Source organism: Nitrosospira lacus (genome assembly GCF_000355765.4).
Classification (GTDB): Bacteria; Pseudomonadota; Gammaproteobacteria; order Burkholderiales; family Nitrosomonadaceae; genus Nitrosospira; species Nitrosospira lacus.
The window spans coordinates 2108969-2134754 of record NZ_CP021106.3; the positions used below are offsets into that span (position 1 = coordinate 2108969).

The 25786-nt window shown below is 51.2% G+C and carries 24 protein-coding genes; 22 read left to right on the top strand and 2 right to left on the bottom strand.

From position 1 onward, the window contains the following. The first annotated feature begins 22 nt into the window (after positions 1–22). The 21 genes from tssH to EBAPG3_RS09580 all read left to right on the top strand — a co-directional run bounded on the left by tssH (position 23) and on the right by EBAPG3_RS09580 (position 21455). The gene (tssH, locus tag EBAPG3_RS09480; RefSeq protein ID WP_085922008.1) at positions 23–2890 is read left to right on the top strand and encodes a type VI secretion system ATPase TssH; all 2868 of its coding nucleotides are present in this window, start codon (positions 23–25) and stop codon (positions 2888–2890) included. Between the two features lie 310 nt (positions 2891–3200). After that, complete coding sequence (locus tag EBAPG3_RS09485) at positions 3201–3671, top strand: hypothetical protein (protein ID WP_040851397.1); 471 nt, start codon at positions 3201–3203, stop codon at positions 3669–3671. Beyond that, entirely contained in the window at positions 3652–4056 is a 405-nt protein-coding gene (locus EBAPG3_RS09490; RefSeq protein WP_040851398.1) for a hypothetical protein, read from the top strand. Before EBAPG3_RS09485 ends, EBAPG3_RS09490 begins: the two co-directional genes overlap by 20 nt. 376 nt (positions 4057–4432) lie before the next feature. Continuing rightward, a complete protein-coding gene (locus EBAPG3_RS09495; RefSeq protein WP_040851403.1) occupies positions 4433–4897 on the top strand; it encodes a GNAT family N-acetyltransferase in 465 nt (154 codons plus the stop codon). Between the two features lie 95 nt (positions 4898–4992). Beyond that, a complete protein-coding gene (locus EBAPG3_RS09500; RefSeq protein WP_151898920.1) occupies positions 4993–6354 on the top strand; it encodes a tetratricopeptide repeat protein in 1362 nt (453 codons plus the stop codon). Between the two features lie 168 nt (positions 6355–6522). Next, a complete protein-coding gene (locus EBAPG3_RS09505; RefSeq protein WP_088475151.1) occupies positions 6523–7119 on the top strand; it encodes a hypothetical protein in 597 nt (198 codons plus the stop codon). A gap of 1 nt (position 7120) precedes the next feature. Further along, complete coding sequence (locus EBAPG3_RS09510) at positions 7121–7426, top strand: hypothetical protein (protein ID WP_085922010.1); 306 nt, start codon at positions 7121–7123, stop codon at positions 7424–7426. A gap of 37 nt (positions 7427–7463) precedes the next feature. Then, entirely contained in the window at positions 7464–9635 is a 2172-nt protein-coding gene (locus tag EBAPG3_RS09515) for a type VI secretion system Vgr family protein (protein WP_004175188.1), read from the top strand. A 2-nt stretch (positions 9636–9637) separates the two neighbouring features. Then, positions 9638–10108, top strand: a complete 471-nt coding sequence (locus tag EBAPG3_RS09520; RefSeq protein ID WP_004175190.1) for a DUF6484 domain-containing protein — start codon at positions 9638–9640, stop codon at positions 10106–10108. Between the two features lie 20 nt (positions 10109–10128). Continuing rightward, complete coding sequence (locus EBAPG3_RS09525) at positions 10129–11187, top strand: DUF2169 family type VI secretion system accessory protein (RefSeq protein ID WP_004175192.1); 1059 nt, start codon at positions 10129–10131, stop codon at positions 11185–11187. 8 nt (positions 11188–11195) lie between these two features. Further along, complete coding sequence (locus tag EBAPG3_RS09530; RefSeq protein WP_151898921.1) at positions 11196–12257, top strand: hypothetical protein; 1062 nt, start codon at positions 11196–11198, stop codon at positions 12255–12257. A gap of 5 nt (positions 12258–12262) precedes the next feature. Beyond that, positions 12263–13159: a DUF4150 domain-containing protein gene (locus EBAPG3_RS09535; protein WP_004175197.1), complete on the top strand. Its 897-nt coding sequence runs from the start codon at positions 12263–12265 to the stop codon at positions 13157–13159. Positions 13160–13309: 150 nt separating this feature from the next. Further along, a complete protein-coding gene (locus EBAPG3_RS09540) occupies positions 13310–14071 on the top strand; it encodes a type VI immunity family protein (protein ID WP_161493788.1) in 762 nt (253 codons plus the stop codon). A 14-nt stretch (positions 14072–14085) separates the two neighbouring features. Continuing rightward, positions 14086–14862, top strand: coding sequence for a hypothetical protein (locus EBAPG3_RS09545; protein WP_040851401.1), 777 nt, complete (start codon positions 14086–14088; stop codon positions 14860–14862). Between the two features lie 12 nt (positions 14863–14874). After that, positions 14875–16125, top strand: coding sequence for a TIGR02270 family protein (locus EBAPG3_RS09550; RefSeq protein WP_004175201.1), 1251 nt, complete (start codon positions 14875–14877; stop codon positions 16123–16125). A 264-nt stretch (positions 16126–16389) separates the two neighbouring features. Further along, complete coding sequence (locus EBAPG3_RS09555) at positions 16390–17043, top strand: zinc ribbon domain-containing protein (protein ID WP_004175204.1); 654 nt, start codon at positions 16390–16392, stop codon at positions 17041–17043. A 408-nt stretch (positions 17044–17451) separates the two neighbouring features. Beyond that, positions 17452–17658: an AbrB/MazE/SpoVT family DNA-binding domain-containing protein gene (locus EBAPG3_RS09560; RefSeq protein ID WP_335582689.1), complete on the top strand. Its 207-nt coding sequence runs from the start codon at positions 17452–17454 to the stop codon at positions 17656–17658. Next, a complete protein-coding gene (locus tag EBAPG3_RS09565) occupies positions 17645–18046 on the top strand; it encodes a PIN domain-containing protein (RefSeq protein WP_004175208.1) in 402 nt (133 codons plus the stop codon). Before EBAPG3_RS09560 ends, EBAPG3_RS09565 begins: the two co-directional genes overlap by 14 nt. A 295-nt stretch (positions 18047–18341) precedes the next feature. Further along, positions 18342–19985, top strand: a complete 1644-nt coding sequence (locus EBAPG3_RS09570; protein WP_004175212.1) for a protein kinase domain-containing protein — start codon at positions 18342–18344, stop codon at positions 19983–19985. Beyond that, a complete protein-coding gene (locus EBAPG3_RS09575) occupies positions 19972–20964 on the top strand; it encodes a polysaccharide deacetylase family protein (protein WP_051048917.1) in 993 nt (330 codons plus the stop codon). Before EBAPG3_RS09570 ends, EBAPG3_RS09575 begins: the two co-directional genes overlap by 14 nt. Continuing rightward, positions 20961–21455: a tetratricopeptide repeat protein gene (locus tag EBAPG3_RS09580; protein WP_040851402.1), complete on the top strand. Its 495-nt coding sequence runs from the start codon at positions 20961–20963 to the stop codon at positions 21453–21455. Before EBAPG3_RS09575 ends, EBAPG3_RS09580 begins: the two co-directional genes overlap by 4 nt. Positions 21456–21543: 88 nt before the next feature. Here the strand turns inward: EBAPG3_RS09580 and EBAPG3_RS09585 are convergent, their stop codons facing one another. Both EBAPG3_RS09585 and EBAPG3_RS09590 read right to left on the bottom strand, forming a co-directional pair. After that, positions 21544–22662, bottom strand: a complete 1119-nt coding sequence (locus tag EBAPG3_RS09585; protein WP_004175216.1) for a LysM peptidoglycan-binding domain-containing protein — start codon at positions 22660–22662, stop codon at positions 21544–21546. 228 nt (positions 22663–22890) lie between these two features. Next, positions 22891–23652 carry a hypothetical protein gene (locus tag EBAPG3_RS09590; RefSeq protein WP_151898922.1) on the bottom strand — a complete coding sequence of 254 codons (762 nt, stop codon included), beginning with the start codon at positions 23650–23652 and terminating at the stop codon, positions 22891–22893. Between the two features lie 399 nt (positions 23653–24051). Between EBAPG3_RS09590 and EBAPG3_RS09595 the strand changes: the two genes are divergently transcribed. Further along, positions 24052–25722, top strand: a complete 1671-nt coding sequence (locus EBAPG3_RS09595; protein WP_004175223.1) for a serine/threonine protein kinase — start codon at positions 24052–24054, stop codon at positions 25720–25722. The last annotated feature ends 64 nt before the right edge of the window (positions 25723–25786 follow it).

Sequence of the window (25786 nt, forward strand, 5' to 3'; positions counted from 1 at the left end):
ATAAAAGGGAAGGGGAGGCAGCATGAGTGAAATCAGTCGTGTCGCGCTGTTCGGCAAGCTGAACAGCCTGGCCTACAAGGCAATCGAGGGTGCCACGGTCTTCTGCAAGCTGCGCGGCAACCCTTATGTCGAGCTGGAACACTGGCTGCAGCAGATCCTCGGTAATCAGGATTCGGACCTGCATCGCATCTTCAAGCATTTCGAACTGGATAACTCGCGCTTTGCCAAAGACATCACCGATGCACTCGACCGGCTACCGCGCGGCGCCACGTCAATCTCCGATCTGTCGGAACATATTGAATACGCGGTTGAGCGTGGCTGGGTCTATGGCACGCTGATGTTCGGTGAAGGACAGGTGAGGACCGGTCACCTTCTGGTTGGCATGCTCAAAACCTCCAGTTTGCGTAATGCGTTGTTCAACATCTCGCGCCAGTTCGAGCGTGTCCGCCCAGATACGCTGGCTGATGAGTTCACAAAAATTGTCGCTGGTTCGCCGGAAGAGCATTTACGCGCAACCGATGGCTCAGGTAGTGCGCCGGGGGAGGCGAGTGGCGCGATAGCACCAGCACAGATGGGCAAGCAGGAGGCGCTGAAGAAGTTTTCGGTGGATCTGATCGCCAGAGCGCGCAAAGGCGAAATCGATCCCGTAACAGGCCGGGATGAGGAAATCCGTCAGATCGTCGATATCCTCATGCGCCGCCGGCAGAACAACCCCATCCTTACCGGCGAAGCCGGGGTAGGCAAGACGGCGGTGGTGGAAGGTTTTGCGCTACGGATTGCGAAGGGCGATGTGCCGCCTCCCCTGAAGGATGTTTCGCTGCTTACGCTGGATATCGGTCTCTTGCAGGCGGGTGCCAGCATGAAGGGTGAATTCGAAAATCGTTTGCGGCAGGTAATCGACGAGGTTCAGGCATCTCCCAAGCCGATCATTCTCTTTATTGACGAAGCACACACGCTGATCGGTGCGGGCGGGCCTGCAGGCACGGGGGATGCGGCCAATTTGCTGAAACCTGCCCTTGCGCGCGGCACACTACGCACCATCGGCGCCACCACTTGGGCGGAGTACCGGAAATATTTCGAGAAAGACCCGGCGCTCACCCGCCGTTTCCAGGTTGTGCAGATACTTGAGCCGACAGAAGAGAAAGCTATCCTGATGGTGCGCGGTGTCGCCTCGACGCTGGAAAAACATCACCGCGTGCAATTGCTCGACGAGGCGCTGGAAGCAGCTGTCAAATTGTCGCACCGTTACATTCCCGCTCGCCAGTTGCCGGACAAGGCTGTGAGCCTGCTCGATACGACTTGCGCACGGGTGGCCATCAGCCAATATGCCACCCCGGCCGAGGTGGAGGATTGCCAGCGCCGTATGGAGGCGTTGCAGACGGAGCTGGAGATCATTGGCCGTGAAGAAGAGATCGGATTCGATGTTGGTGCAAGGCGGAGCGATGTGGAGCAGAAGCTAGCTGTGGAAAAAGAACGCTTGGCGGGTCTCGACGCACGCTGGCAGGAAGAAAAAGGGCTTGTCGATCGCATACTCGAATTGCGCGGTAAGCTGCGTGCGGGTGGCAAGCCCGTGGATGTGAAAGTGCCGGGTGCCACCCCCCCGAGTACGAACACGCCGGAAGTCCCCGCCATGAATCCCAACCCCAATCCCACGCCCCCGGCGCTGGACAAGAAGTTGGAAGCCCCCGCGCAGGCGGCATCGCAAGACGCAGCACCCGTGATACCGCAACCCACCGGATCTGCGGAAGCCTCGGTACCCGCCACTCCGTCTGCGGATGAAGCCGGGCTGAGCGCGGAAGAGCGCCATAAGCTGCTGGCTGAGTTGCATGACCTCCAGACGAAACTGGATGCACTCCAGGGTGAGACCCCTCTCATCATGCCCACGGTGGATGCCCAGGTGGTCTCCTCGGTGGTTGCCGATTGGACCGGTATTCCGGTTGGCCGCATGGTGAAGAACGAGGTCGAGGCAGTACTCAAGCTTGCCGACACCTTGAATCAGCGAATCATAGGCCAGCGCCACGCTCTTGAAATGATCGCTAGGCGCATCCAGACTTCGCGCGCGAAGCTGGATAATCCCAACAAGCCGATTGGGGTATTCATGCTCTGCGGCCCTTCCGGCGTGGGCAAAACGGAAACCGCCTTGGCATTGGCCGAATCGCTCTACGGCGGCGAGCAGAACGTTATCACCATCAACATGAGCGAGTTCCAGGAAGCTCACACCGTTTCGACTTTGAAGGGCGCTCCACCGGGTTACGTTGGCTACGGTGAGGGCGGCGTTCTCACTGAGGCCGTGCGGCGGCGCCCATATAGCGTGGTGCTACTGGACGAAATGGAAAAGGCCCACCCGGACGTGCACGAAATCTTTTTCCAGGTATTCGACAAGGGTTGGATGGAAGACGGCGAAGGGCGCCACATCAACTTCAAAAACACCATTATTCTGCTCACCACCAATGTCGGCACCGATCTTATCATGAGCATGTGTCGCGACCCCGAATTGATGCCCGACCCAGATTCACTCGGCAAGGCGCTGCGCGAGCCACTGCTGAAGGTGTTCCCGCCCGCGCTGCTGGGCCGGTTGGTGACAATTCCATACTATCCGCTGAATGACGAGATGATCGGCACCATCGCCCGGCTGCAACTGGGCCGAATCAAGAAACGTATCATGGAGAACCACAAAATTCCTTTCGCCTACGATGACGAGACAGTGAAACTCATCGTCAGCCGCTGCACGGAGCTGGAAAGTGGCGGGCGGATGATCGATGCCATTCTTACCAATACTGTGCTGCCACGCATCAGCGAGGAATTCCTCAAGCACATGGTTGAGGGCAGGCCGGTGACGCGGGTGCAGGTGAGCGTGAAGGATGGGGAGTTTGGATATGGGTTTGATTGATTTTGGGGGAGCAAGCCGCCCCTTTCTCTTATTTTCAACGTCGCAATATTAAAAATTTATGGAGATGCAGTAATGGTATATGAAGGAGAGATTCGTATTCGTGCGGATTTATCCTAAAAAACGCAGCTACTCGATTACATTCGCATGATTTGAGAGGAATCGATGGCTTTGGGGCGGTCCGAACCCGGCAAGGACATATTTGAGATGGTCGCAAACGAGGTTTCAGACGATCGGATTTTCAGTCTGCTACCCCAAACCCACCAGCTTTAGCTGGTTATCGTTGAACTGCTCACAAAGGAGGAAAAAAATTATGAAAATGGATGATGCCACCATCAAACAATATCCAAAATTCCATTACTACGTTAGGGTTAACATGCCTGATGTTGCCAACGTCAAAGCGATAATCTCGCAAATTCGGAAATTATCCGGTGCTACGAGTCGGAACACGATTATGAACGCGTTGAAATGGGGAAAAAATCCGGCGATAAAAGTAGTGCCCAATCTTGTATGTGCTGGTGTAAAAGCATATGGCTGCTATTCTTGGGGTTCTGATGAGTTACAAATAGATGAAGATTTGGTAAAAGATTTTGAGGCTGGGAAAGGAATTGTAAAGAATGCGTCTGGTAAACGAGTCTATTTAGTAGGAGCTACATTGTTACATGAATTGACGCATTGGGCTGATGCACAAGACGGGGGGGTGGATGATCCTGTGCCGGGAGATCCAACTAACGAAGAAGGCAATGCTTATGAAAAGGGTGTATATGGAAAAATATTACCATAACATACTGAAAAATAAACTCAAAAACCCAATAGTAACGTTACTATTATTGATTTTTGTTTCTATAACCGAGTCCTCGGTCGCCAGTACGCTAAACCAATGTGATGCTCAAGCAAAATTACCAAAACACTTATCTCACATCACCTTTAAAGGGAACGGTGATATTGGGTGCAATAATCCTATTATTATTGAAAATGCTAAAAATACGGCGGAAGGTATTGCTGCCGAAAAAATTTGGATCAAGACCTGTTACCCATCTTCACGAATCATAGTTAAGGTACTGAGTCATCGAGAAAATAAAATATACGAAATTATTGAAGTCACTCAAACAGATAACACTTCAAAGCAGGTGTGCTTTGATATTACGAAATTCTTTGGTTCTTGGTAGCTCTCGGTAAAAATGATCTGATAAGAAATATGTGGCTACCCGCTGAGTAAGTTTTCATGTTCAGTTTGATTTGGAGGCAGCTGTGAAGAAGCGTTTTAACAAAGAGCGGGTCATTGATATTGGGCGAAGGCGGAACTGATGGTGGTTATCCATGACATTTGTCGCAAATACAATATTACTGAGCAGACGTGTTTCGTTTGTGTAAGAAATTGGCGACGGTATGTTGAATCGCTGGGGTGAGTCGGCTCATTGGCAGTTATGAACTCAGCAGCCTGACAGAGATGATGCTACTACCACTGCCTCATGGTCAATCATTAAGCCTGGGTCACGATCTTCCCTGGATTTTGTCGTCGATTAATGCTTGGAGTCCTCATTTTTGCCTGATCTCCTAGTTAAATTATACGATTTACCCGACAAGGAACCGAATTTAGGGAACGGTGGAAAACATTTCCGCCGTGCCATGGCCTATGAAAAGCATCAGATCGTCAATTGGGTTCGTGAGCATTTCAATATGGGATGGGCGAGTGAATGCGACGTCGCATTCGCTAACCAGCCGATCTCGTGCCATATCGCGATAGAGGACGGCGCAATCCTGGGTTTTGCCTGTTACGATAGCACCAGCCGTGGGATGTTTGGTCCCATTGGCGTGATTGACTCCGCACGCGGACAGGGCATCGGACGCGGCCTGTTACTTTCTAGTCTATACTCAATGATGATTGCTGGTTATGCATATGCCGTGATAGGCGGGGCCAGTTCCTTGGAGTTCTATCAACGAGTTGTAAACGTCATTGAAATTCCGGATTCCAGTCCTGGGATTTACATCGACAGATTGGCCGAATAAAGAGCCGGCATGGATAGGGATATGACTTAAGCAAGAGAGTTTTATCTCTTTCTGATTCCTATCCTACGGAAAACCATATAGCGGTGTATACCTTTATGCATCCTGACGTTCAGAACGAAGTCGAGAGTGAGCGGGAGACCATTTCGGAGCTGAGTCTCCCCGATGCGCTAGCGCTTGCCTTGCAGATTCACCGTCGCGGGCACTTGACCGAGGCGGAAACCCTCTACCGGAAGGTTCTAGATATCGCACCGGACTCTGCGGATGCGCAACACTTTCTAGGCGTACTCTTACATCAGGGGGGCGATAGCGACTTGGGGATCGAGCTTATCCGTAAATCCATTGCGTTAAATCCCTTCGAACCCAATTATTACAACAATTTTGGCAACGTGCTGGTGGAAATGGAGCGGCTGGCCGAAGCTACTGATGCATATAAAAAAGTCATCGCACTGGCTCCCGATCATGCCAACGCCCACAATAACCTCGGTGCCTTGTCGAAGGCTTTTGGGCGATTTGATGAAGCTGCCACAGCCTATCAGAAGGCGATCGAGTTAAATCCGGATCACGTCGATGCCCACAACAACATGGGCAAGCTGCTGTCGGCTCAAGGCAGAACCAAAGAGGCAATCGCCTGGTACTGCAAGGCGATCACCTTGATGCGTCACAATCCGGATTCGCGAAAGCTGCTCGGCATCGCCTATTACACCTTGGGGCAGACGGAGAAAGCGGCTGAAGTCTACCGGCAATGGCTCGCTGAAGAACCGGAAAGTCCGGTGGCAAAACACATGCTATCAGCATGCTCGGGACAAAATGTACCTCCACGCGCTTCAGACGAGTATGTCGAATCCACCTTCGATCGTTTCGCCGACAGTTTCGATGCCAAGCTGGAAAAGCTTGCCTACCGTGCTCCTGATCTGATTGCCGAGGCGTTGGCCAGCGCTTGTGGAGTGCCCGAGAAACGCCTTATGGCTCTTGATGCAGGTTGCGGAACTGGCTTGTGCGGTCCCTTGATTGCTCCCTATGTTCGCCGACTGGTTGGCGTGGATTTGTCGTCAGGCATGCTTGCCAAGGCGCATGGCAGGAATACCTACGATGAGTTGACGAGATCAGAATTAACCGCCTGGCTGCTTGATCATCCGTTGACCTATGATCTGATTGTTTCGGCGGACACCCTATGCTACTTCGGGTCTCTTGCAGTTCCGCTTGTTGCAGCATATAGCGCGCTTAAGGAGGAGGGATTACTCATATTCACGGTCGAAGAGGCAACGGGTGAAACCGAGCGGGACGGTTACCGCATAGAGCCTCACGGTAGATATAGTCATAGCCGGATGTACCTGAACCAAATGCTAACCGCCGCACGATTTTCGGTTTTTATCATAGAGGCAGCAGTATTGCGGATGGAAGGAGGCAAGCCTGTAGACGGGATTGTTGTTGCCGCACGCAAAGGCAGCGAGGCGTAGATGGCGGGGAGCAGATATCCAGGACCGGTAAGTGGAACCACGCTGGTTAATTCCGAGCAGGGTACCACTGCACGGTCGATTAGTCAGTCTCCAGGTCCAATGATTTCGTGTCCCGGTATCGATGATGGTCTTTCGTGGAATATACGCAAAACCCTCAAATGGAAAATATTGCCCACATGGCTTGGTGGTGACCCGGGCATTCTTAAACGCTATAAAGATCTATGGGTTGAAGCTCATGCTGCAATCATAAAGCGTTTTGCTCGGCGCGACGGTTTGCCCCCCGTCCTTTTGGCTGGCGTGGTATGGATTGAAGTGGGTGGTGACCCTGATTTTATAGATAGCCTGGCTTATTTGATAAGAAAATTTGATCACCTGGCTGATCCAATTCTTGAACCGTTGACGGTTACCAAAAAACCGGAGATGACATCTTTTGGAGAAATCAGTATCCAGCTCAGGCGGGCAGCAGAGACTCTGGGGTTCGACCCGAATAATCTTTCGTCCGAGAAATATGAAGAACTTGGTCACTGTCTGGAAAGCAATGAAAGCTTTAATATAGAAATCGTGTCACGACACCTCGCGCAGCTAAAGCGCCTAGACTTCCCGCATATAGTGGCGAACGAAGATACAGTCATTAGAATTACCGGAACAAGATACAACAGAGGGCCGCAACTCAGTAGAGCTGAGATTGAGCGGAACACGAGCTACGGTGATTTTATCCTGGGGAGAAAAGCTGCACTGGCTAGATTGTTAGCATATGAGCAATAGAATGTTTGGGATTACCGCACTGTGCCTGTTCTATGTTCTAGGAACAATGGCACTCGTGCTTATGATCACAGCGCCGGAAAATAAGTATGAATGGATGATCGAGGCCGACCCTTCCATATCACGATCCGGTCTGCCAGAGGATCTGGACGCTGACATGCGAACATTCCTTCTCTGTATGCCGGCTGTGATATTCTCGCTGATGAATTTTATTTTATCGAAGTGGGTTTTTAAGAATAGGAAGGCGCGTAATCTGTCTATGCTCATCGGCGTATTCACGCTCCTATCTGTTGCAGTAAAGGTATTATGATTATGCCTCCCCAGAGCCTGACAGAGGATACGCTGCAATGCCACGTGTAATGGAGATCGTAACCCCCCTTGGCGGGAGTAATCTGCTGTTTCACAGCATGACTGCCAGTGAATCGCTTGGCCGCCTCTTTGAGTACAACATTAATGTCTTGTCGGTAAAGAATGACATTGATCCCGACAAGCTTCTCGGTAAAAATGTAACCGTGAAACTTGAGTTGCCGCAGGGCGGATTTCGTTTTTTTGATGCTTACGTTACACGCTTTGGACTGGTCGGAATGCATGAGGGATTTTACCGCTATCAGATAGTGGGGCGGCCATGGCTGTGGCTGCTTACCCGTACTTCCGATTGCCGTATTTTCCAGGCAAAGAAGGTTCCTGAGGTGATCAAGGAAATATTCAACAAGTACCCGGGCGCCGTTATCGAAGATCATTTGACGGGTACTTATCAGCCTTGGACTTATTGCGTTCAATACCGAGAAACCGACTTTAATTTTGTGAGCCGGTTGATGGAGCAGGAGGGAATTTATTACTATTTTAAACATAATGAGAACAAGCATACGCTGGTACTGGCCGATTCCTACAGCGCGCATTCACCGTTCAAAAATTACGCACAGATACCCTATATTGGTCCGGGACGGCCGATGCGCGTTGAGCAGGAGTGCATCAATGACTGGTTGTTCACATGCGAGATTCAACCGGGTGCTTACGTAATTGATGATTATGACTTTGAGCGTCCGAGCGTCGAGCTTCAACAAAAACGAAAGATCAAACGAAATTTTGCTGAAGCGGAACACGAATACTTTGACTACCCCGGCGAATATGTATTGGCAAGCGAGGGCGAACATTACGTACAGACCCGGCTTGAAGAGCTTCAGTCTCAATACGAACTCGCCAACGGGGGGACCAATGCCCGTGGAATGGCGGTGGGGCATCTTTTCAAGTTGACTGGCCAGCCTCGCGATGACCAGAATCGTGAATATCTTGTTGTTTCAGCAAGTTATGATTTTGCCACGGACGAATATGAAGCTACAGCGGGAGAAGGAGCTAGTTACAATTGCAGGTTTATGGCGCTTGCCAGCAAAGAGCCTTTCCGATCATCGCGTATTACGCCCAAGCCTATTGTCCAAGGTCCCCAAACAGCTATTGTAGTTGGGCCGGCGGGTGACGAAATCTATACCGACAAGTATGGGCGAGTGAAAGCTCAATTCCATTGGGATCGCTACGGCAAGAGAGACGAGAATAGTTCCTGCTGGATGCGTGTGTCACATCCCTGGGCTGGAAAAGGCTGGGGATCGGTGTCCGTCCCTCGCATTGGTCAGGAGGTCATTGTAGATTTCCTTGAGGGCGACCCGGATCAGCCCATCATCACCGGCCGCGTCTATAACGCCGAGAGTATGCCACCCTATTCATTACCCGGAGATGGGATGGTCAGCGGACTGAAGTCTAACAGCACGCCCGGTGGCGGAGGTTATAACGAAATTTCCGCAAACGACACAAAAGGTAAGGAGAAGATCACAATTCATGGTCAGTATGACATGAATACCACGGTGGAACATGATCAGACTACTACCGTGCATAACAACCGGACTGACACGGTCGATGTCGATGATTCCGAAACGATTGGAAACAATCAGAAGTTGCATGTGGGGGTGAACCGAACCGAAACCGTCGGCGGGGCGGAAAACATTATGATTACAGGCCATCGCACTGAAACGGTCAATGGCGGAGAAACTGTCACGATTAATGGCGTACGGGGCCATACGGTAAATGGAGCTCAAACCACAACCATATCACTGGCGGAAATGCACTCTGTGGGGGCGGGCCGCATGCACAATGTCGGCGCAGCTGAGGCTGTTACCGTGGGGGGCGCGCAGATGGTAAGCGTGGGCGGTGCCCAGATGGTGAGCGTGGGTGGTGTGCAAAAGACGAATGTGGGTGCCTTGCAGTCATTCTCAGTAGGTGGACCGCATAAATTGAGCGCAGCAGTTATCAGCCAGACCTCAAAAGGTCCATTCAAGATCAAAGCCGGGGCAACCTTGCTGGCCGAGGCTCCCACTATCATTCTCAAGGCAGGGGGTAGCAAAATTATCATGAATTCCAGTGGCATCACGATCAAGGGAGCCAAACTTACCCTCAAGGCGGATGGCAGCGCATCTTTCAAGGCAGGCGGCTCCATCAAAATCAAGGGCTCCAATCTGGGAGAGGACTGACCATGGATCATACCGATCTTCAAAGTGTACGAACTCTCCTGACCGATGTTGCCGGTGGGGCAAAGCTGACAGGGGAGGGTGTATCGATCGCTACCTTCGCCGGCTTCAATGGCGATGGGCAATTCCTGGTTATATTGAGTGATGAACTGGAACCAGTCAGGGCGCTTTCGACGATTGGATTTACGGAAAGCGAAGTGGGCACAAAAATTGTGGTGGCGTTCGAGAAAGGCAATGTCCGCTCGCCCATTATCATTGGCCGCGCCCACGAGCGGGCAGTATCGGTAGCGATGCCAAATTTCAAGGTCGACGGCGAGCGTGTTGTGCTAAGGGCCGAACGCGAAATCGAGTTGCGCTGCGGGGATGCCAGTATAGTTTTGACACGTGCCGGAAAGATCCTCATCCGCGGTAACTATGTGCTCACCCGTTCGCGCGGGGCGAACAAGATTAAGGGCGCGTTCGTCGATATCAACTAGAGCTATCTTCGCGTATTGATATGTGGCAACTCGACAACCGCACACCATTCGCCGCCGAGCGTACCTGGGTCAGGGATCGCGACGGTGCCGAAGTATGGCTTGTCGCGGTGAAATGCACGTTCGACATCAAGCCCGATGGCAGTACTGAGGTTGCCAAGGAGCAGCCACCGGTTGTCATGGCGCCCGAATACATGAATCCCTCGGAACCCGCAAAGTCGAGCTTGAAGTACGACATGGATCTTGTTCGCACCAAGACCACGACAGATGTTGTTGTGCTGGGGCACGCCCACGCACCCCATGGTGAGCCGGTAACGGAGTTGGACATCGGGTTTCGCGTTGGTTCCGTCATCAAGCGCTTGCTTGTTAGTGGTGATCGGGTATGGCACGGTGGTTCCCCATCAAAACCAGAGTCCTTCGTAAAGATGCCGATTATGTATGAGCGCGGATATGGCGGCTTCGATCCGGAAAGTAAGGATACACAGGGTCCGCAATGGGATATGCGAAATCCGCTCGGCACCGGGTTTGCGCTATCCTCATCGGGAATTGATGGTGTCAAACTCCCCAATATCGAGTATCCGGATCAACTCATACGTCAATGGGATGACCGCCCGATACCCGCCGGATTTGGCCCCATTTGTGCGCATTGGGACCCGCGCGCGCGCCTTGCGGGAACGTACGATGAAAAATGGCAACAGAACCGGTTTCCGCTTCTTCCGGAAGACTTCGACGATCGCCATTACCAATGTGCGCCATTAGATCAGCAGGCGCCGCAATTCCTGAGCGGTGGCGAGCCCGTTACGTTAATCAATCTTACGCCGGGAGAACCGTTACGCTTCGAATTGCCGCGCATGTTCCTGGGTTTTGAAACATTCTTCTACACGGGTGAGCGGCAACTACATGAGCGACCCAGGTTGCATACCGTTATTATCGAACCTGATTCTCCTCGTGTTTCCCTTGTCTGGCATACAACCCTCCCTTGCCATAGCAAGGGCAAAAAACTTAATGAGACTCGGATTACCCAGAAACGGGTGGTTAAAGGGCGCTCAGATAAACAAGTAGTTGAGGACGGCGTTACGTGAAGCTGGTGATGTCAAACTTGCAGGTCATCGGCCTTGGCGCATCTACCCCTATTGGACGCAATATCTGGTCAAGCGCCGCCGCCGCAAGGGCTGGCATCTGCGGTTTTTCGGAACATCCGTTTATGATTGACACAGCCGGGGAGCCTATGCGCATTGCATGCGCACCTTGGCTGGGTATGAGTGTGGAAGGCGTAGTACGTTACTGTGCACTACTTTTTCCGGCGATCGATGAAGCGCTCGCACCAGTATTACAGGAATTGGGCCGACGCTCTTTTAAGGTTGGCCTTGCTCTGGGCCTTCCATCTTCGCGTCCTGGTCAGCAACCGGATCTGGCTGAGCAGATGCTGAATGAAGTTGTCCGAAAATATGCTCGCGTATTTAGTCATACTGAATCTTTCGAAGATGGGCATGCTGCGGGTCATCTTGCGTTGGATGCTGCGCTTAAAAGGTGCGTAAGTGAATCAATTGACGTGTGGGTGGTAGCCGGGGTCGATTCATATCTTATACCCGAAACGCTGGAATGGGTCGAGAATTGCGATCAGCTCCATGGTGGTGGGCCGCTCAACAATGCATGGGGATTCATTCCCGGTGAAGCGGCGGGCGTGCTGCTCCTATCTACTGAAGAGTTTACCCGCCAGATCGACATGGAAAGTTTCGGGGAGATTATCAGTGTGGGTCTCGGCCGCGAAACCAAGCTCATCAAGACGGATGAAGTCTGCATCGGTGAAGGTCTAACCCAAGCGTTTCTTGCCGCATTGAATGGATTAGTTCCCGGCGAGCAAATTCATAATGTATTCTGCGACCTCAACGGCGAGACCTACCGGGCGGATGAGTATGGCTTCACCGCGCTGCGCACTAAAGAGCGCTTTCGTGCTGTGACCGACTTTATTGCCCCCGCAGACTGCTGGGGCGATGTCGGCGCCGCAGGCGCCCTGCTTCATTCCGCTCTCGCGGTTATTTGCCACCGCAAACGTTACGGTAAAGGTCCTTTGTCCATGGTTTGGGCAAGTTCGGAAACGGGTGGGCGGGGTGCGGCGGTAATCCGCAGCCTGGATCCTCGTGGAGATTAGCGTCGATGCCTGTCACGATCAAGGTCAACGGTACAAATCTGTCTCTGGTTCACAAATTCAGCAACGGTATTTCAACGGCTACTATTCCTGATGTTTGCAAGACACCGACCCCCGGTGGACCCGTGCCCATACCTTATCCGAACATTGCCCAGTCGATTACCCTGTCGAACGGCACGACGACCGTTAAGGGCGACAAGGCCATGGCGGCGAATAAGGGTTCCAAGTTCGCCTTATCAAATGGGGATCAGGCCGGTACGATTGGTGGAGTGAAATCGAACGTCTTCATGAAGGAGGCAACGTGGATTCTTTATTCCTTCGATGTAAAGATGGATGGGAAGAACGCTCAACGACTCAGCGATAAGATGTTCCACAATGCCGAGAATACGGCAAACATGCAAGGTGAAATTCAAGTTCCTGCGGCGGCTGCCGCGGCTGAAGAGTTTCTGAAGGAACAGTTGTGCGCCGAAGTGTGCGCTATCATTAGAGCCAACTTCGATAAGGTAACTGGACCGAGAGGCGGCCAAAGTTGGGTAAAGAAACCTGGCGTACCCACGACCAACTGGTCTCAACAGCTTGAGCGTACGCTTGGTGCACAGACAAGCCGCTGGAACCGATTCGCTCAGGGGGCCGCCCATACTTTGAAAGGTAGATTGGCTGGTCAAACAGTCAACGTTGCTTTTAATGCAACCCGTGGAACACCGCCTTGGGTGGCGATATTTGATTGTCTACTGGAGATTGGAGGCCAACCGTATAGGAGCTTCGATTTTAAATTCCCTGGCGACTCGTTTCGCCCAGACAGACTTGGTCGCCCTGATCAATTCAACCGACAGTATGTCATTACTGGCAAGGAGCCGCGAAAGATTGGGCCAAAAGAAGAGGGTGGTGAATGTGACTGCGGATAACCGATGAATCAGCTTTCCCAAAGAATCACAAGTAACCCGCAACTTAAGATATGCACCGACGTGTGTGCTTATTGGTCCGGTTCGATGTATGACCGTCGGGAAGCTATTAGGAACTTTTATGCTGTTAGTATTAAACTAATTGGACCTCACGTGAAGTGGTATCAGACCGAGACCATGTCGCGCCCCCATGCACGAATTGAAGAAACCTTATCACTTGTTGATTTCTGGATTGATGATGCAAGATCGAGGCGACAGATCATTACTTTGGAACTTGAAAGTAGTGAGGCCCCGGGACTTCCTTCTGACAGAGCGTTCACGCTCGAGGCCATTGAGACGGAGCATTTATGTGCTGGCGCATGTCACTTGATCTTGCCCCTTGACGTTGGATTGGTCTCACCGGCTAAACTATTAGCGTTTGCTAACGATTTGTTCGCTATTGACGGATTTACTTACGGGATAGGTGGCTTTGCCATTAACTGGAACCCAAGAATGAAAGCGGCTACCTTAGTTAAGAATGAATTCCCATATTTAGCCAAAAGATATCCCGGAATAGATATTCCTTATTTGATAGCGACGCTTCTTACTGTCAACCAAGGAATCAAAAGTATCAATTGGCTTACAATGTTAAGTAAAGAGCTCTGGGGATCACTGGAGTTATCGGAGATCTCGTCGATACGTAGTTCGCCTAGTGTAAAGATTCATGGGATTGCTGCTGGTGGCTCCATAATACAGGCGGGGCCAAGGCCACTTCTTGGCGATACGTACAGCCGAGAGACAATGACCGACTATTTGGTGGTGGGGCGGGCTCTCAGTTCCATCAGATGCAGAACCCATCCTGCTATTATTCCGGGGGACGACGAGTTCACTAGCATCGCGCGGACCGAGGAGTGGCTAGCCCGTTTTGATGGCTGACAACAGTGTGAACAATGCGCAATCTTAAATTAGGCAACAGGCGATTTTGCACGCAGGTTAAGGTGCCGAGTGATTTTCAATCGGTATTATTGCGAGGCCGGTTGGCGGGGCTGGCATTAGACGAATACGATATTTTAGTAAGGCTCCTGAAGGGGTTCGAAGCCGCAGTGAAGCTGGGGATGTTCTCTGATGTGGACACCGTGCGTGAAGGGGCGACTTCGGAAATACTATCCTATAGCGCAGCTCCTCCGTCATTCCAGTTCGAGCTCAATCTATGTTGTCAACATCCATCGGCGCTGCGAGTGCTTATTAATATGTTCTATCATGCGCTTGGTTCCAAGGGAGGCGACATTGTTCACATTTCTCTCGATAGTGGTATCGACGTTGTATCAGCATACTTTACCGAATACGAAGTCATGAAAGCTGAGTATATATCGCTCTACAATCATCTTCCCTTCAAAGTGATATTTGCCTCAGAAGAGTGCATGGCGGTGGATCCTGTGATACGAGTAATTTTTGCCGCCGCCGTATTGCCTGAAACCTTCGTTCATTTTCGAGATGCGATAAAGATATGGGATTTCATACTGCTATACGGTGGATATAACAACCAAAGTGACAAATTGATTGATCTTCCATTAAGCGAAGCGGAGATCTATCTACTATCCCCGACGATTTTAGAGCACCCAATATTTAACATATTGCAATCAAGCGCGTACTTTTCGAGTTTTTGCAGGATATGCGCTCGTATTGCTCGAATCTCTCAGCCTATCCGAGCAATAGAGATTCAATAGAACGGGAATTCTATGCTTGAGAACCTCAATGAAGTATTGGAGGAGCATGTTGAAGAAGCCTCCTTTCTCTGGCTCCAGCGTACTCACGCTGTCTCCGCACCTAACTACTCACCCCAGCAATTTACTGATCTCGATGAACGCTTAGCTGCCCATATCGATGGATTGCGCGTCGCAGGGAATGAGGGCTGGAAACTTGCCGAGGCAGCTCTGGATAACGAAGGTCCGGAAGATTTTTTCCCAGCCGCCGTGCTGGCTATCGAGGCCCAGGATGCACGGTTTGATACCCTGCTCGAGAGAACAAAGCGTGCCCCGGAAGCGCTACCTGGCTTGATTTCCGCTCTGGGCTGGGTATCGTCGCAGTTCCTCGGCGGACGGGTAAAGGCTTTGCTTGAGGATGCCATGCTACTCAAGCAAAAATTGGGCATTGCCACCTGCGCCTTGCATCGCAAGGATCCCGGTCAGGTGCTTGACCGTTACCTGAAATCACCTGCGGACAGCGTGCGGATTCGTGCGCTCCGCGCGGCGGGGGAACTGGGGCGCAAGGATCTTTTGCCACAATGCCACACCGCACTCATCGACGCGAAGCCGGAGGTTCGGTTTTGGGGCGCGTGGTCAGCGGTGCTGCTGGGCGACCGCACGAAGGCACTGGAAACGCTTGGCGGATTTGCCCTCAAGAGTGGGCAGCGTCAGACACGGGCTTTGCAGCTTGCACTCCATGCCATGGATCTAAAAGCTGGGCACAATTTATTGTTGCAGCTCGGCGATATACCCGATGCCCCGCGATTAAGAATCATTGGGTCGGGCTTCATTGGCGACCCGCGGTATGTGCCGTGGCTGATTGAACAAATGGAGCAACCGGCGCATGCGCGCGTCGCTGCCGAAGCATTTGTGAATATCACGGGTGCCGACTTCAATCTCGATCAGTTGGAAACGCTCCCGCCGGATGAGTTCGAGGAGGGGCCGAGCGAGGATCCCGATGATGAGAATGTCGAGTTGCCGGAAGATATTGCTCTTCCTTGGCCCAACACGGAGCGCATTCAGCAGTGGTGGACCGATCATCAAAGTCAATTTCAAAGCGGTGCCCGCTGTTTTCTTGGGCAGCCTGTCACCCGCGAGCACTGTATCCATGTGCTTAAAGAAGGCTACCAGCGCCAGCGCATCGCGGCTGCGCTGTATCTGTGCCTGTTGGATCCCGGCACACAACTATTCCCTACCAGCGCCCCTGCCTGGCGGCAGCTGCGCGGCCTGGCGACGATGGATTGAATATGGATATTCGCATCGTGACCGCAATTTTGGACGAACGTCACCGATTTAGGATAGTTTGCGGAACCACTGGTCACGATGCTGGAACGGCCTCCTTTACCGCACTGCACTGAGTCTCATTTGGTGGAGAGAGGGAGGGCGCATGGCTTCAGCGAATAATGCCACCTCTTCCGGGGGAATAATATGGCATCATTGTGCGAACGGTGGACAAGGCGGGTCCACTGAGTAGTTCAGAGGAAGCGGCAACACAGGGGGAGGCGGAATATGGCAAAGACTGTCGAATTTGTATCCCAGATGGAGGATTTGTCCACCGAGAAGGGTTATCAATTCACGTTCCACTGCGACAAGTGCCACAGAGGTTACACGTCCAGTTACCACGCGACACCGCTAGGCATTGCCGCCGATCTTCTAGGCACCGCAGGTGGCGTGTTCGAGAGCTTCGGGTCCATTTTCGGAAAAGGCAAGGAGGCCGCCAAAGGAGTGCAGGAGGCATTAGGCGGTAAAACGCACAGCGACGCCTACGCCGAGGCTGTGGAGGAGGTCAAGCCCCAGTTCAAGCATTGTTCCCGCTGCGGCCATTGGGTGTGTGTGGATGCTTGCTGGAACGTAAATGCAGGTCTGTGCGATGAGTGCGCACCTAATGTCAAGGAGGAGCTCGTTTTCAAACAGACTCACCTTACGGTCGAACAACTCGGACAAAGGCTGAGTGAGCAGGATCTTACCAAGGGCATGGATCTGACGACACCCGCTCAAGTGGTCACCTGTGCGAAATGCGGGGCTGACATCGCTGCGGGAGCGAAATTCTGTAGCGGTTGCGGTGAACCCGTCCGCAGCGTCAAGGGTGCTTTTTGCTCGGAATGTGGCGCCAGGCTGAGCGGTGGGAAATTCTGTCCTTCATGCGGCAAGCCGGTACAGTAACCGGCGCAATCCAGTCGGGAATGCGACCCCAAGAGATTGAACCCGGGTTAAAACTCTAATGCATTATAGCGGCCGAGTAATCTGTTCCTGATCGAAATCGGCGCACAACTATTTCCTGCTATCGATCCGGCGAGAAAACTGTACAAACATCATACCGGTGGAAGCGGGTTCCGGTAGCGTTCAAAGCCTTCCAAGTTGATTTGGACGGCATTCCGGGTCAAGCCCGGAATGATGAAAATCATGGTATGGTCTCGCCGGAGCAATAGCGCCCTTGTCTAGCGAAGATGGCAATTGAATCAATCTCGTATAACAAAATTGTGCCATGGTATTAACCATAAGATACACTAAATATTTTGTATATCATTTGGAGGGAATAGTGGCATGCAAGTATCAAAATGAGGGAACAGTCTGGCCGTGCGGCTACCCGCTTCTGTCGTCGAAGTGCTGGGATTAAAGGAGGGGGACGACATAGAAATTCATATTGTGGAGGCGCATACGCTGGCGATCAGAAAAACGCCTGAAGCGCGAGAGCTTCTCGCTCGCCTGCGAAAATATCGCGGGCGGCTGCCGGCAGATTTCAAGTTTGACCGCCTTGAGGCTCATGAACGAGGGTAGGGTTTTTTTCGATACGGATGTACTTTTCTATCTATTGTCCGGGGACGAGTTGAAAGCCGGGCGGGCAGAGGAAACCATTGCTGGCAGCGGTATCATCAGCGTTCAGGTGCTCAATGAATTTGCGAGTGTGGCGACACGAAAGCTGGGAATGTCATGGCGCGAAATTCAAGAGATACTCAATCAAGTGCGCGCAGTATGTTCAGTCAAGCGTATCACCATCGAGGTTCATGATCGTGGTTTGCAGCTTGCAGAATGCTATGGTTTTTCGATTTATGATGCCATGATTATAGCGTCTGCATTATTGGCGGACTGTACGCTTTATTCCGAGGACATGCAGAATGGTCAAGTGATCGATGGTCAAATGACCATCCAGAATCCATTTTTGTAAGGTACTTTCATAAATCCCAATTAAAATTTTCCTGATTATATGGATGCGGATGCCCGGGATTATCTCTTTGGGCCAGAGTCAAACGTATTGAAGTTAAAGAAATGTCAACGACTTGCTGCATAAAGATATTGCATTAATTGAAGGGATCAACTAAAAATAAAATAAGAGTGGGTGAATTTGCCGCGTTAATTGATAAGTATTCTACTATCGCAGTCCATCGTCGCCATCCAGAGTAAGAGTAAAAAGATTCAGAGCTGCTGAACAACGATAACAAAAACGTCAGGGGGAGACTTTGATGCTGGAAAATATCGGTCGCTTCAAGATTCTTGGAGAATTAGGCAGGGGCGGCATGGCGGTCGTTTATAAAGCTTACGACCCCAATATCAACCGTCCTTTAGCCATCAAGGTTCTGCTGGAAGAACGCTGCGCAAATAAAGAGTATCGCTCCCGATTCCTGGCGGAAGCTAAAGCCGCCGGTCTTTTATCTCATCCGAATATTGTCACTATCTTCGATATCGGCGAGATAAATGACCGGCCGTATATCGTCATGGAGCTCCTGGAGGGCGATCCCCTCGACGAGTACATGAAGTCGACGCCTGATCGCTCGCTGCGCGAAGATCTCGCTATAGGCATCCAGCTTGCAAAAGCGCTGCATTACGCTCATAGCAAAGGTATCGTACATCGCGACATCAAGCCGAGTAATATTATTCGTGTCAAGGGTGGCAACAATATAAAGATTACAGACTTCGGTATTGCGCATGTCGAAGACCCGGAGCAGACACGGCAGACCCAGATGGGCGAAGTGCTTGGGACGCCTCAGTACATGTCGCCGGAACAAGCGCTGGGCAGGCACGTTGACGCACGGTCCGATCTTTATTCTGTTGGCGTTGTGCTTTACCAGTTAATGACGGGAAAGAAGCCTTTTGAGGGCGGCACCATCGCTACGTTGCTGCTGCAAATCACCACGACCGAACCGGCGCCAATTGATCAAATTGTTCCCGGAATTCCAAGATCAGTGAAGCTCATTGTTGAGCGTCTACTCAAGAAGGATCCCGAGAAGCGGTTTCAAAGCGGCCAGGATCTGGCGAATGCCTTGATTGATGCCGTCGAGGAAATTCGTCAGGATGAAATGCAGCGCGCGAAACCAAAAGTATTACCGATTCGCGTAAGATGGACTTTTATCATGATCGCCATTGTCTCGATCACGATGATCATCGGCGCCACCTGGCTATACAAGCGTCAGTATGCCAGTATAGTACAGCAGGCGACGGAATATGGCAGCTCCATGGTTCGTTTCATGGCGGCGGAAAGCGCCGAGAAGGTATTCAATGAAGATTGGATTTTTCTTGAAGTATTTATTCAAGATGCGATGACCGGACAACGCTTCGGCTATCTTAGCCTGGTGGATAGCCATGGCCTCGTCAGGGGAAGCAGTGTTCCCGACAAGATTGGGAAACCCTATCAGAAAATAGAAAATGGCGAACTGATTGGCAGGATTGGCGATGTTTCCATACAGCGCTATGATGTATCAAAATCGTCCTCAATGATGGATTTCGATGCTCCTGTTATATTTCGCGACAAGGAGATAGGCCGTATTCATCTGGGGATGCAATGGGATCCACTCGAAGAACTGAGCAAGCAGATTGTATTTACAATGTTGTTGCTCATGATAGTCACGGTTGCAGCGGCATCAGTCGTGGCTTATGCGCTTGCAAGCGCGATTTCCAGTCCGATAAAGACATTACGAAAGTCATTTGAAGAAATGAAAAAGGGAAATTTGAGCTATCGGATTGCCCAGACCAGAAAAGATGAATTTGGCGAGCTCTTTCAATCGTTTGATGAGATGGCCGAAACACTACAAAAGAGCAACGAGGATATGATTGACGCGCATACGCAAAAAAATAATGAGAAAGAGACCGACACCCATGGCGCTGGTTAAGTACCGCTTAACGTGCTTTTTACTGATCCTCCTGGCAGGGTGTGCGGGCATACCGGTTGAGCCTGGCGGCAAACCCGGTGTCATTCGGGGAGAGGAGTATGTCATACACCCCGCCGCATCTGGCGACACCTGGGCTTCGCTCGCTGATACTTATCTAAGGGATAAGAGCAAAGGGTGGCTGATTGCCGATTTCAATAAATCCGATGAAATTGTAGCCGGCCAACAAATTGTCATTCCTCTCGTTCATCCGAATCCAGTCGGTGTTTACTCATCCGGGTATCAAACCGTGATGGTTCTTTGTTATCACAGATTTGGTCCAAATAAATCAAAAATGGTGATCACCCCCGGGGATTTCGACGCGCAGATGGCGTATCTTAGAAAACATGACTATAGGGTAATTCCCCTTTCCAGCATTCATTCGTTCTTAAAGGGGGAAGCCGCGCTTCCTCAGCGTGCGGTGGTGATTACGATAGATGACGGGTATCGGTCTTCATACGATATTGCCTATCCCATCCTTAAAAAATATAACTTTCCCGTTACCTTGTTTGTTTATTCGGATTTTTTGGGCTCTCGAGATGCGTTAGGCTGGAGTGAAATGAAGGAAATGATCGGATCTGGTCTCGTTGATATCCAGCCCCATTCAAAAACACATGCTTCCATGGCCAAGCGTCTGGCTAATGAAAGTGACGAAGCTTATCGCAGGAGAGTTGATGAAGAAATCAGAATTCCCAGTCAACAAATCAAGAAAGGGCTGCGGCTGCCCCTCCATACGTTTGCTTATCCCTTTGGCGAAAGTAATGAATTCATGATTTCCCAACTCAAGAGCGCTGACTATAATGCCGGGGTTACTGTCGTTGCAGGGGGCAACCCTGCTTTTGCCTATCCATTCAAGCTGAGAAGAACCATGATTTATGGCGACCGCGATATGGCTTCTTTTGTCAGGAGTCTGCGAGTGTTTACCACGGAAAATCTAAAATGAGCTGCTCCCGGTCATATCGACTGACCGTCATAATGGTTATCGTCGCCGGGTTGTCTGGCTTGAGCGGTTGTGCCCAGCCTCCGGAGAGGCGTGTCTCTGAACCCGTTTTGACTACGGTCAATCGGGAAAAATTGGCACTGCGCTTGAAGGAAAGGGGGGATTTGGCGGAAGCGCTTGTCCAATGGAAGATTCTCGCGATCATTGAGCCTTCCAATACGAATTACGAAACGCAGATCGACATCACAAAACAGCTTATCGACAAGAAATCAAAGTATTTCATTGATGAGGGTATTACAAGCTTGCGCCAGGGAGATCGGGAAGCCGCAAGATTATCCTTTTTAAAGGCACTTGCATTAAATCCAAAAAATAATCAGGCTTTCAATTACTTACGGCAATTGACAATACAATATCCCGCTATTGGGCAAAATAGCGGCAGGCCGGATGGCATGTGTTGCATGAACTATAATGCCAATGTGGAAGTAAAAGAATAGCATACGGTATCTGGCTTTGGCTTATCAGCCGTGTGTGCGGGTTTTGGGGGTGTTACGCCACGCTTTATCTATCCTGCACAGATTTCATCTATTTACGCCGCGGCCCGGATTGTTCTCGTTCCAGGATCGCCTTTATCTCAGCGCGATTTGACTTTGCCAGTTCATGATTGGGATCGATTTCCAATAATCTATCCAGACTGTCAATTGCCTCGGTAAAGTTCTGACGCCTGCGGGCACGTACGGAATCGGCGTAGTAAGCTTCCACAACCTGGGGTTTGATTCTTGCCAGCGCGGCTTTCGCGCCCGCATGGTCCGGTTCCAGTTTCAATGTATTGGCGTAAGCCACATAAGCTTTGGTCAATTGGCCACTGCTTTGCCACTGATTGCCCTCCGCATAAGTTTGTTCAGCGTTACGATACACGCCGATTTGATCACTCTGCTTTCTTAATCGCTCGTTACCTGGGTAGGTGTTTAGTGCTTTGGATAGTAGTTTATCTGCTTCAGCAAATCGGCCGGAACCTGTTAATTTCTTTGCGTAAGCCACATATACCGTAATCAAGAAATCGCTTACCTCAGGGTTGCCGCCCCCTTCCGACTCTATGTGTTCCAAGGTGTTGATTGAATCCGTAAACCGGCCATCCGAATACAGTTTTTTAGCTTCGGCTAGCCTTAGATTGGATATGTCCGATGTATCGGCCTGTTCGACAGGGATTGGGGCGGTTACTTTACTCGGTGGGGGTTTTTTTCCGGGAATTTTTATCGATCGTCCTGCTTCCAGATTATCAGAAATGATAATGTCATTATATCTGGCGAGGATATAGAACTTGAAGTGATCACCAAGAAAGCGCCTCGCGATCAGTGAGAGCGTATCGCCCGGCTGTACTTTATAGGGAAAGTATTCCTTGCCCAGCATTTCCACCGGATTCGCATCGATTTGCAGCAATAAGCTGGCAGCATTTTTATGACTGGGTTCCAGCACAAGCACTTGCTGCAAGAGTGGCCTGGCTTTTACTCCATCACCGTGTTGAAGGGCATCCACACCGGCCTTGAACAATTCCTTGGCGGTACCCTGGGGTACCACAACCACCGGAACTGGCGCGGGTTCAGGTTCTGGGGGCAATGGTGCCGGTTTTGGTGCCGGTACCAAAGCACAGCCACATAAACCGGCAATCAGTAAAATACAACCAAAAATGCCCAAGCGTTTCATCGCGGCCCCTTCCATGCTCATTTTATTATTGAGCTTTTAAATATTTTCGACAGAATGGGCATGTTGTGTTGTATACGGATATTGATGGGTTACGTTATGCCTCACCCATGCTGTATGCGTGTCAAATGGAGAATAGCTCATGGGTATATTTTTACTGCATTTTTTCGTGTTTCGACTTATGGAACTATAAAAGCACATATTCCCGCCGGGCAATTTAGCGTAGCAATATTATTGCTGGCCGGCTTTCAGCATCTCCATCAGCTGGTCCTTGAAGGGATCGCCCAGATTTCCAATATCTTCCACATTGATGAGTTCCTCGAACGCGTTCTTGCCGGACAGCTCGGTACTTTCGATAACCAGAGCATCCGGAGGAAGGCTGGTGGAGATTGACGACGTAATATACGTAATGGGCAATGCGCCAAAATCCGGCAATTGGCTCGACGCAAGCGGAAAGTGCAAGGTATTGAGTATCTGAGCGAGGCCAGGCTGTTTGGAGATGACAATATGCATGGCAAGGTAGTGCAGTACAAACTGCTGCAGTTCACCATCATTCCGGTTGCGGTTTGTGAGCAGCTCCTTGAGCCGCTTTGGGGAGTAACCTGTATAGGTGATTATCGACTTGAAGGGACTAGTAACGGTGATAGTTTTGCTCTCACCATCCTTCCCGGCTGTATGGATATACTCCCATGGCGTTAGTTCAAGCGATGAGGTCATTTGCATGAGCGGCGAATTGAGTTCCCTGGGTAGATGAAACGGTGCCGCGACTGCGATGGTCTCGTACAGGCCTTGTAATTCCTTGAAGGCCTGATCAGCGCCTTTGATCGTCTCTTTTCCGCTAGCCTGTATATATTCGCCGAAAACAGCCCGCTGGCGGAACAGGGGAGTAAGCGTTGCTATGTACGCTTTCATCCGGCCGCTAATAGTCTCTCCAATCGTGCGGGTGAGCCTTCTTAAGTTGAGGAGCTTTTGAGTTGTATAAGTATCGTTCATTCGGGCTCCAATAAATCAGGCATCTGGGGTGTCTTGAACAGATCTCTTTCTAAGCAAATCAGCATTAAAGCTGCAATATCCGCACATTCAGGATGGATAATAAGCTGATTCAACGCGGTTTTCCAGTCCAAGTTGACATTCCGTGCGATTGCCCAATGTTTTGTCGCGCAGCAGGCAATCCGGCCATCCGGGAACGAGCGGTCAGCTACTCTTTCCGGTGAACCGCAATGATTTTCTCGAAAGCGCTTTGTCGGTCAGTAAAATATATGCTATCAATAGGTTACGTGAGCAATAGAAGCTATTGGACGAGAATGAGTGATCAACTGCCGGATTTAGTATTATTATTCGTGAAGATATCCGAGCGATTGACCATGCCGTTATTATTTTTTTATCGCCACCATGAATCTGCCACAACCGCCCGACGATGACCGTACCGTCATGACCCCGTCTACGCCGGGAACCGTAGATGAACAAGCGGGACAGGAGTTGGGCGTGGATAATGCGCTCCCCATCGGGACAGCGCTCGGCGAATTCAAGATAACCGGCCTGATTGGCGCAGGGGGGTTTGGGATCGTATACCTTGCCTACGATCACTCTCTACAGCGTCGGGTTGCTCTCAAGGAATATATGCCAGCAGGGCTGGCGGCGAGAAAAAGCGGCGTGACTGTCGCGAAATCGAAACAGCATGTGGAGACATTTCAGGCAGGTCTGCGCAGCTTTATCAATGAAGCCCGTCTACTCGCTCAATTCGATCATCCATCTCTGGTCAAGGTTCACCGTTTCTGGGAAGCCAATGGGACTGCCTACATGGTCATGCCGTTCTACGAAGGCAGCACGCTGAAGGAAACGTTGCAACAGCGCAGTGAACCGCCAACCGAATCCTGGCTCAAGCAGTTGCTCGGACATCTGCTCGATGCGTTGCAAATCATTCACAAGGAAAACTGTTTTCATCGGGATATCGCGCCCGACAATATCCTGATTCTGAAAGATGGCCGGCCATTGCTTCTCGATTTCGGAGCCGCGCGCCGAGTCATCAGCGACATGACGCAAAACCTGACAGTGATATTGAAGCCAGGCTACGCCCCCATCGAACAGTATGCCGAGATGAACTCGATGCAACAGGGAGCATGGACCGATATTTATGCGCTGGCCGCAGTCATATATTTTGCGGTCACGGGCAAGACCCCCGTACCAGCTGTGGCGCGTATCATCTCTGATTCGATGGTGCCACTTAGCGAGGCTGTACGAGGTCAAACCCAAAGCCGGTATTCCGCGGCATTCTTGCATGGCATCGATAAAGCATTGGCGGTGAAGCCGGAAGAACGTCCGCAGGATGTGGCCACATTCCGTATGTTGCTGGGCTTGGTAGAAACCACCCCGATCACATCCGCCTTACCCCTCGGAGACAAGGCAGTCGTCATGCCTGGGGGCGGTTCAGCGGAATTGGGGAAGGCGAATGGTAAGCGCTCTCTGGCGCCGTATGGTTTCGGCGGCACGATGCTCCTTGCCTTGATCGTTGCGGGCTGGTTTATGATGCGAGAGACCCCGGGTCCCGCGCCTACGCCGGTAACACCTGAGGAAAACAGGATACTTGCCACACCGGCTATTCCAGCCGGCGGTGCTCTGGTCGACAAGCCAGAGACAGATGGGGTTAGAGGACGCGCCAGCGATTCCACCCCGCAGGCCGCACCCGAGGCAGCACTCATCACCCCTGGAGCAGCACCCGGGTTGCCGTCCAAAATGGCGCCTGATTTCAGGCAGGGTGATATCATGAGCCCAGCGGCACCTAAGCCAGGCATCATAAAACGTGAACGGCTTGATGCTGAATCGCCGGAGGCACGTGTCCGGATTGAGAAACAACGTGAGTCTCCGGCAAGTTCAATCGAAAAAGTGATCAACGCCAGTCTTGCAGAGGGGAAGGCTTGCCTCAGTAACAAAAATTTCGAGTGTGCCATCGCAAAGGCGGAAACGGTACTGCAACTCGAACCCGGCCACGCACCCGCACGCGCACTCCTGAAGGACGCTAACATAGCGCAGCAAAGAGCGTGGGAGGCGTCTGAACTCAAATAGCGATAATTGGGGGGTATGAATGAAAACCAATAGGCAGCACAGGTATTGGCGCACAATGGCGACC

Excerpts from the sequence above, each read along its gene's own strand:
- tssH (WP_085922008.1), top strand. The coding sequence starts at position 23 with ATGAGTGAAATCAGTCGTGTCGCGCTGTTCGGCAAGCTGAACAGCCTG.
- EBAPG3_RS09485 (WP_040851397.1), top strand. The coding sequence starts at position 3,201 with ATGAAAATGGATGATGCCACCATCAAACAATATCCAAAATTCCATTAC.
- EBAPG3_RS09490 (WP_040851398.1), top strand. The coding sequence starts at position 3,652 with ATGGAAAAATATTACCATAACATACTGAAAAATAAACTCAAAAACCCA.
- EBAPG3_RS09500 (WP_151898920.1), top strand. The coding sequence starts at position 4,993 with ATGCATCCTGACGTTCAGAACGAAGTCGAGAGTGAGCGGGAGACCATT.
- EBAPG3_RS09510 (WP_085922010.1), top strand. The coding sequence starts at position 7,121 with ATGTTTGGGATTACCGCACTGTGCCTGTTCTATGTTCTAGGAACAATG.
- EBAPG3_RS09515 (WP_004175188.1), top strand. The coding sequence starts at position 7,464 with ATGCCACGTGTAATGGAGATCGTAACCCCCCTTGGCGGGAGTAATCTG.
- EBAPG3_RS09520 (WP_004175190.1), top strand. The coding sequence starts at position 9,638 with ATGGATCATACCGATCTTCAAAGTGTACGAACTCTCCTGACCGATGTT.
- EBAPG3_RS09525 (WP_004175192.1), top strand. The coding sequence starts at position 10,129 with ATGTGGCAACTCGACAACCGCACACCATTCGCCGCCGAGCGTACCTGG.
- EBAPG3_RS09530 (WP_151898921.1), top strand. The coding sequence starts at position 11,196 with ATGTCAAACTTGCAGGTCATCGGCCTTGGCGCATCTACCCCTATTGGA.
- EBAPG3_RS09535 (WP_004175197.1), top strand. The coding sequence starts at position 12,263 with ATGCCTGTCACGATCAAGGTCAACGGTACAAATCTGTCTCTGGTTCAC.
- EBAPG3_RS09545 (WP_040851401.1), top strand. The coding sequence starts at position 14,086 with ATGCGCAATCTTAAATTAGGCAACAGGCGATTTTGCACGCAGGTTAAG.
- EBAPG3_RS09550 (WP_004175201.1), top strand. The coding sequence starts at position 14,875 with ATGCTTGAGAACCTCAATGAAGTATTGGAGGAGCATGTTGAAGAAGCC.
- EBAPG3_RS09555 (WP_004175204.1), top strand. The coding sequence starts at position 16,390 with ATGGCAAAGACTGTCGAATTTGTATCCCAGATGGAGGATTTGTCCACC.
- EBAPG3_RS09565 (WP_004175208.1), top strand. The coding sequence starts at position 17,645 with ATGAACGAGGGTAGGGTTTTTTTCGATACGGATGTACTTTTCTATCTA.
- EBAPG3_RS09570 (WP_004175212.1), top strand. The coding sequence starts at position 18,342 with ATGCTGGAAAATATCGGTCGCTTCAAGATTCTTGGAGAATTAGGCAGG.
- EBAPG3_RS09575 (WP_051048917.1), top strand. The coding sequence starts at position 19,972 with ATGGCGCTGGTTAAGTACCGCTTAACGTGCTTTTTACTGATCCTCCTG.
- EBAPG3_RS09580 (WP_040851402.1), top strand. The coding sequence starts at position 20,961 with ATGAGCTGCTCCCGGTCATATCGACTGACCGTCATAATGGTTATCGTC.
- EBAPG3_RS09585 (WP_004175216.1), bottom strand. The coding sequence starts at position 22,662 with ATGAAACGCTTGGGCATTTTTGGTTGTATTTTACTGATTGCCGGTTTA.
- EBAPG3_RS09590 (WP_151898922.1), bottom strand. The coding sequence starts at position 23,652 with ATGAACGATACTTATACAACTCAAAAGCTCCTCAACTTAAGAAGGCTC.
- EBAPG3_RS09595 (WP_004175223.1), top strand. The coding sequence starts at position 24,052 with ATGAATCTGCCACAACCGCCCGACGATGACCGTACCGTCATGACCCCG.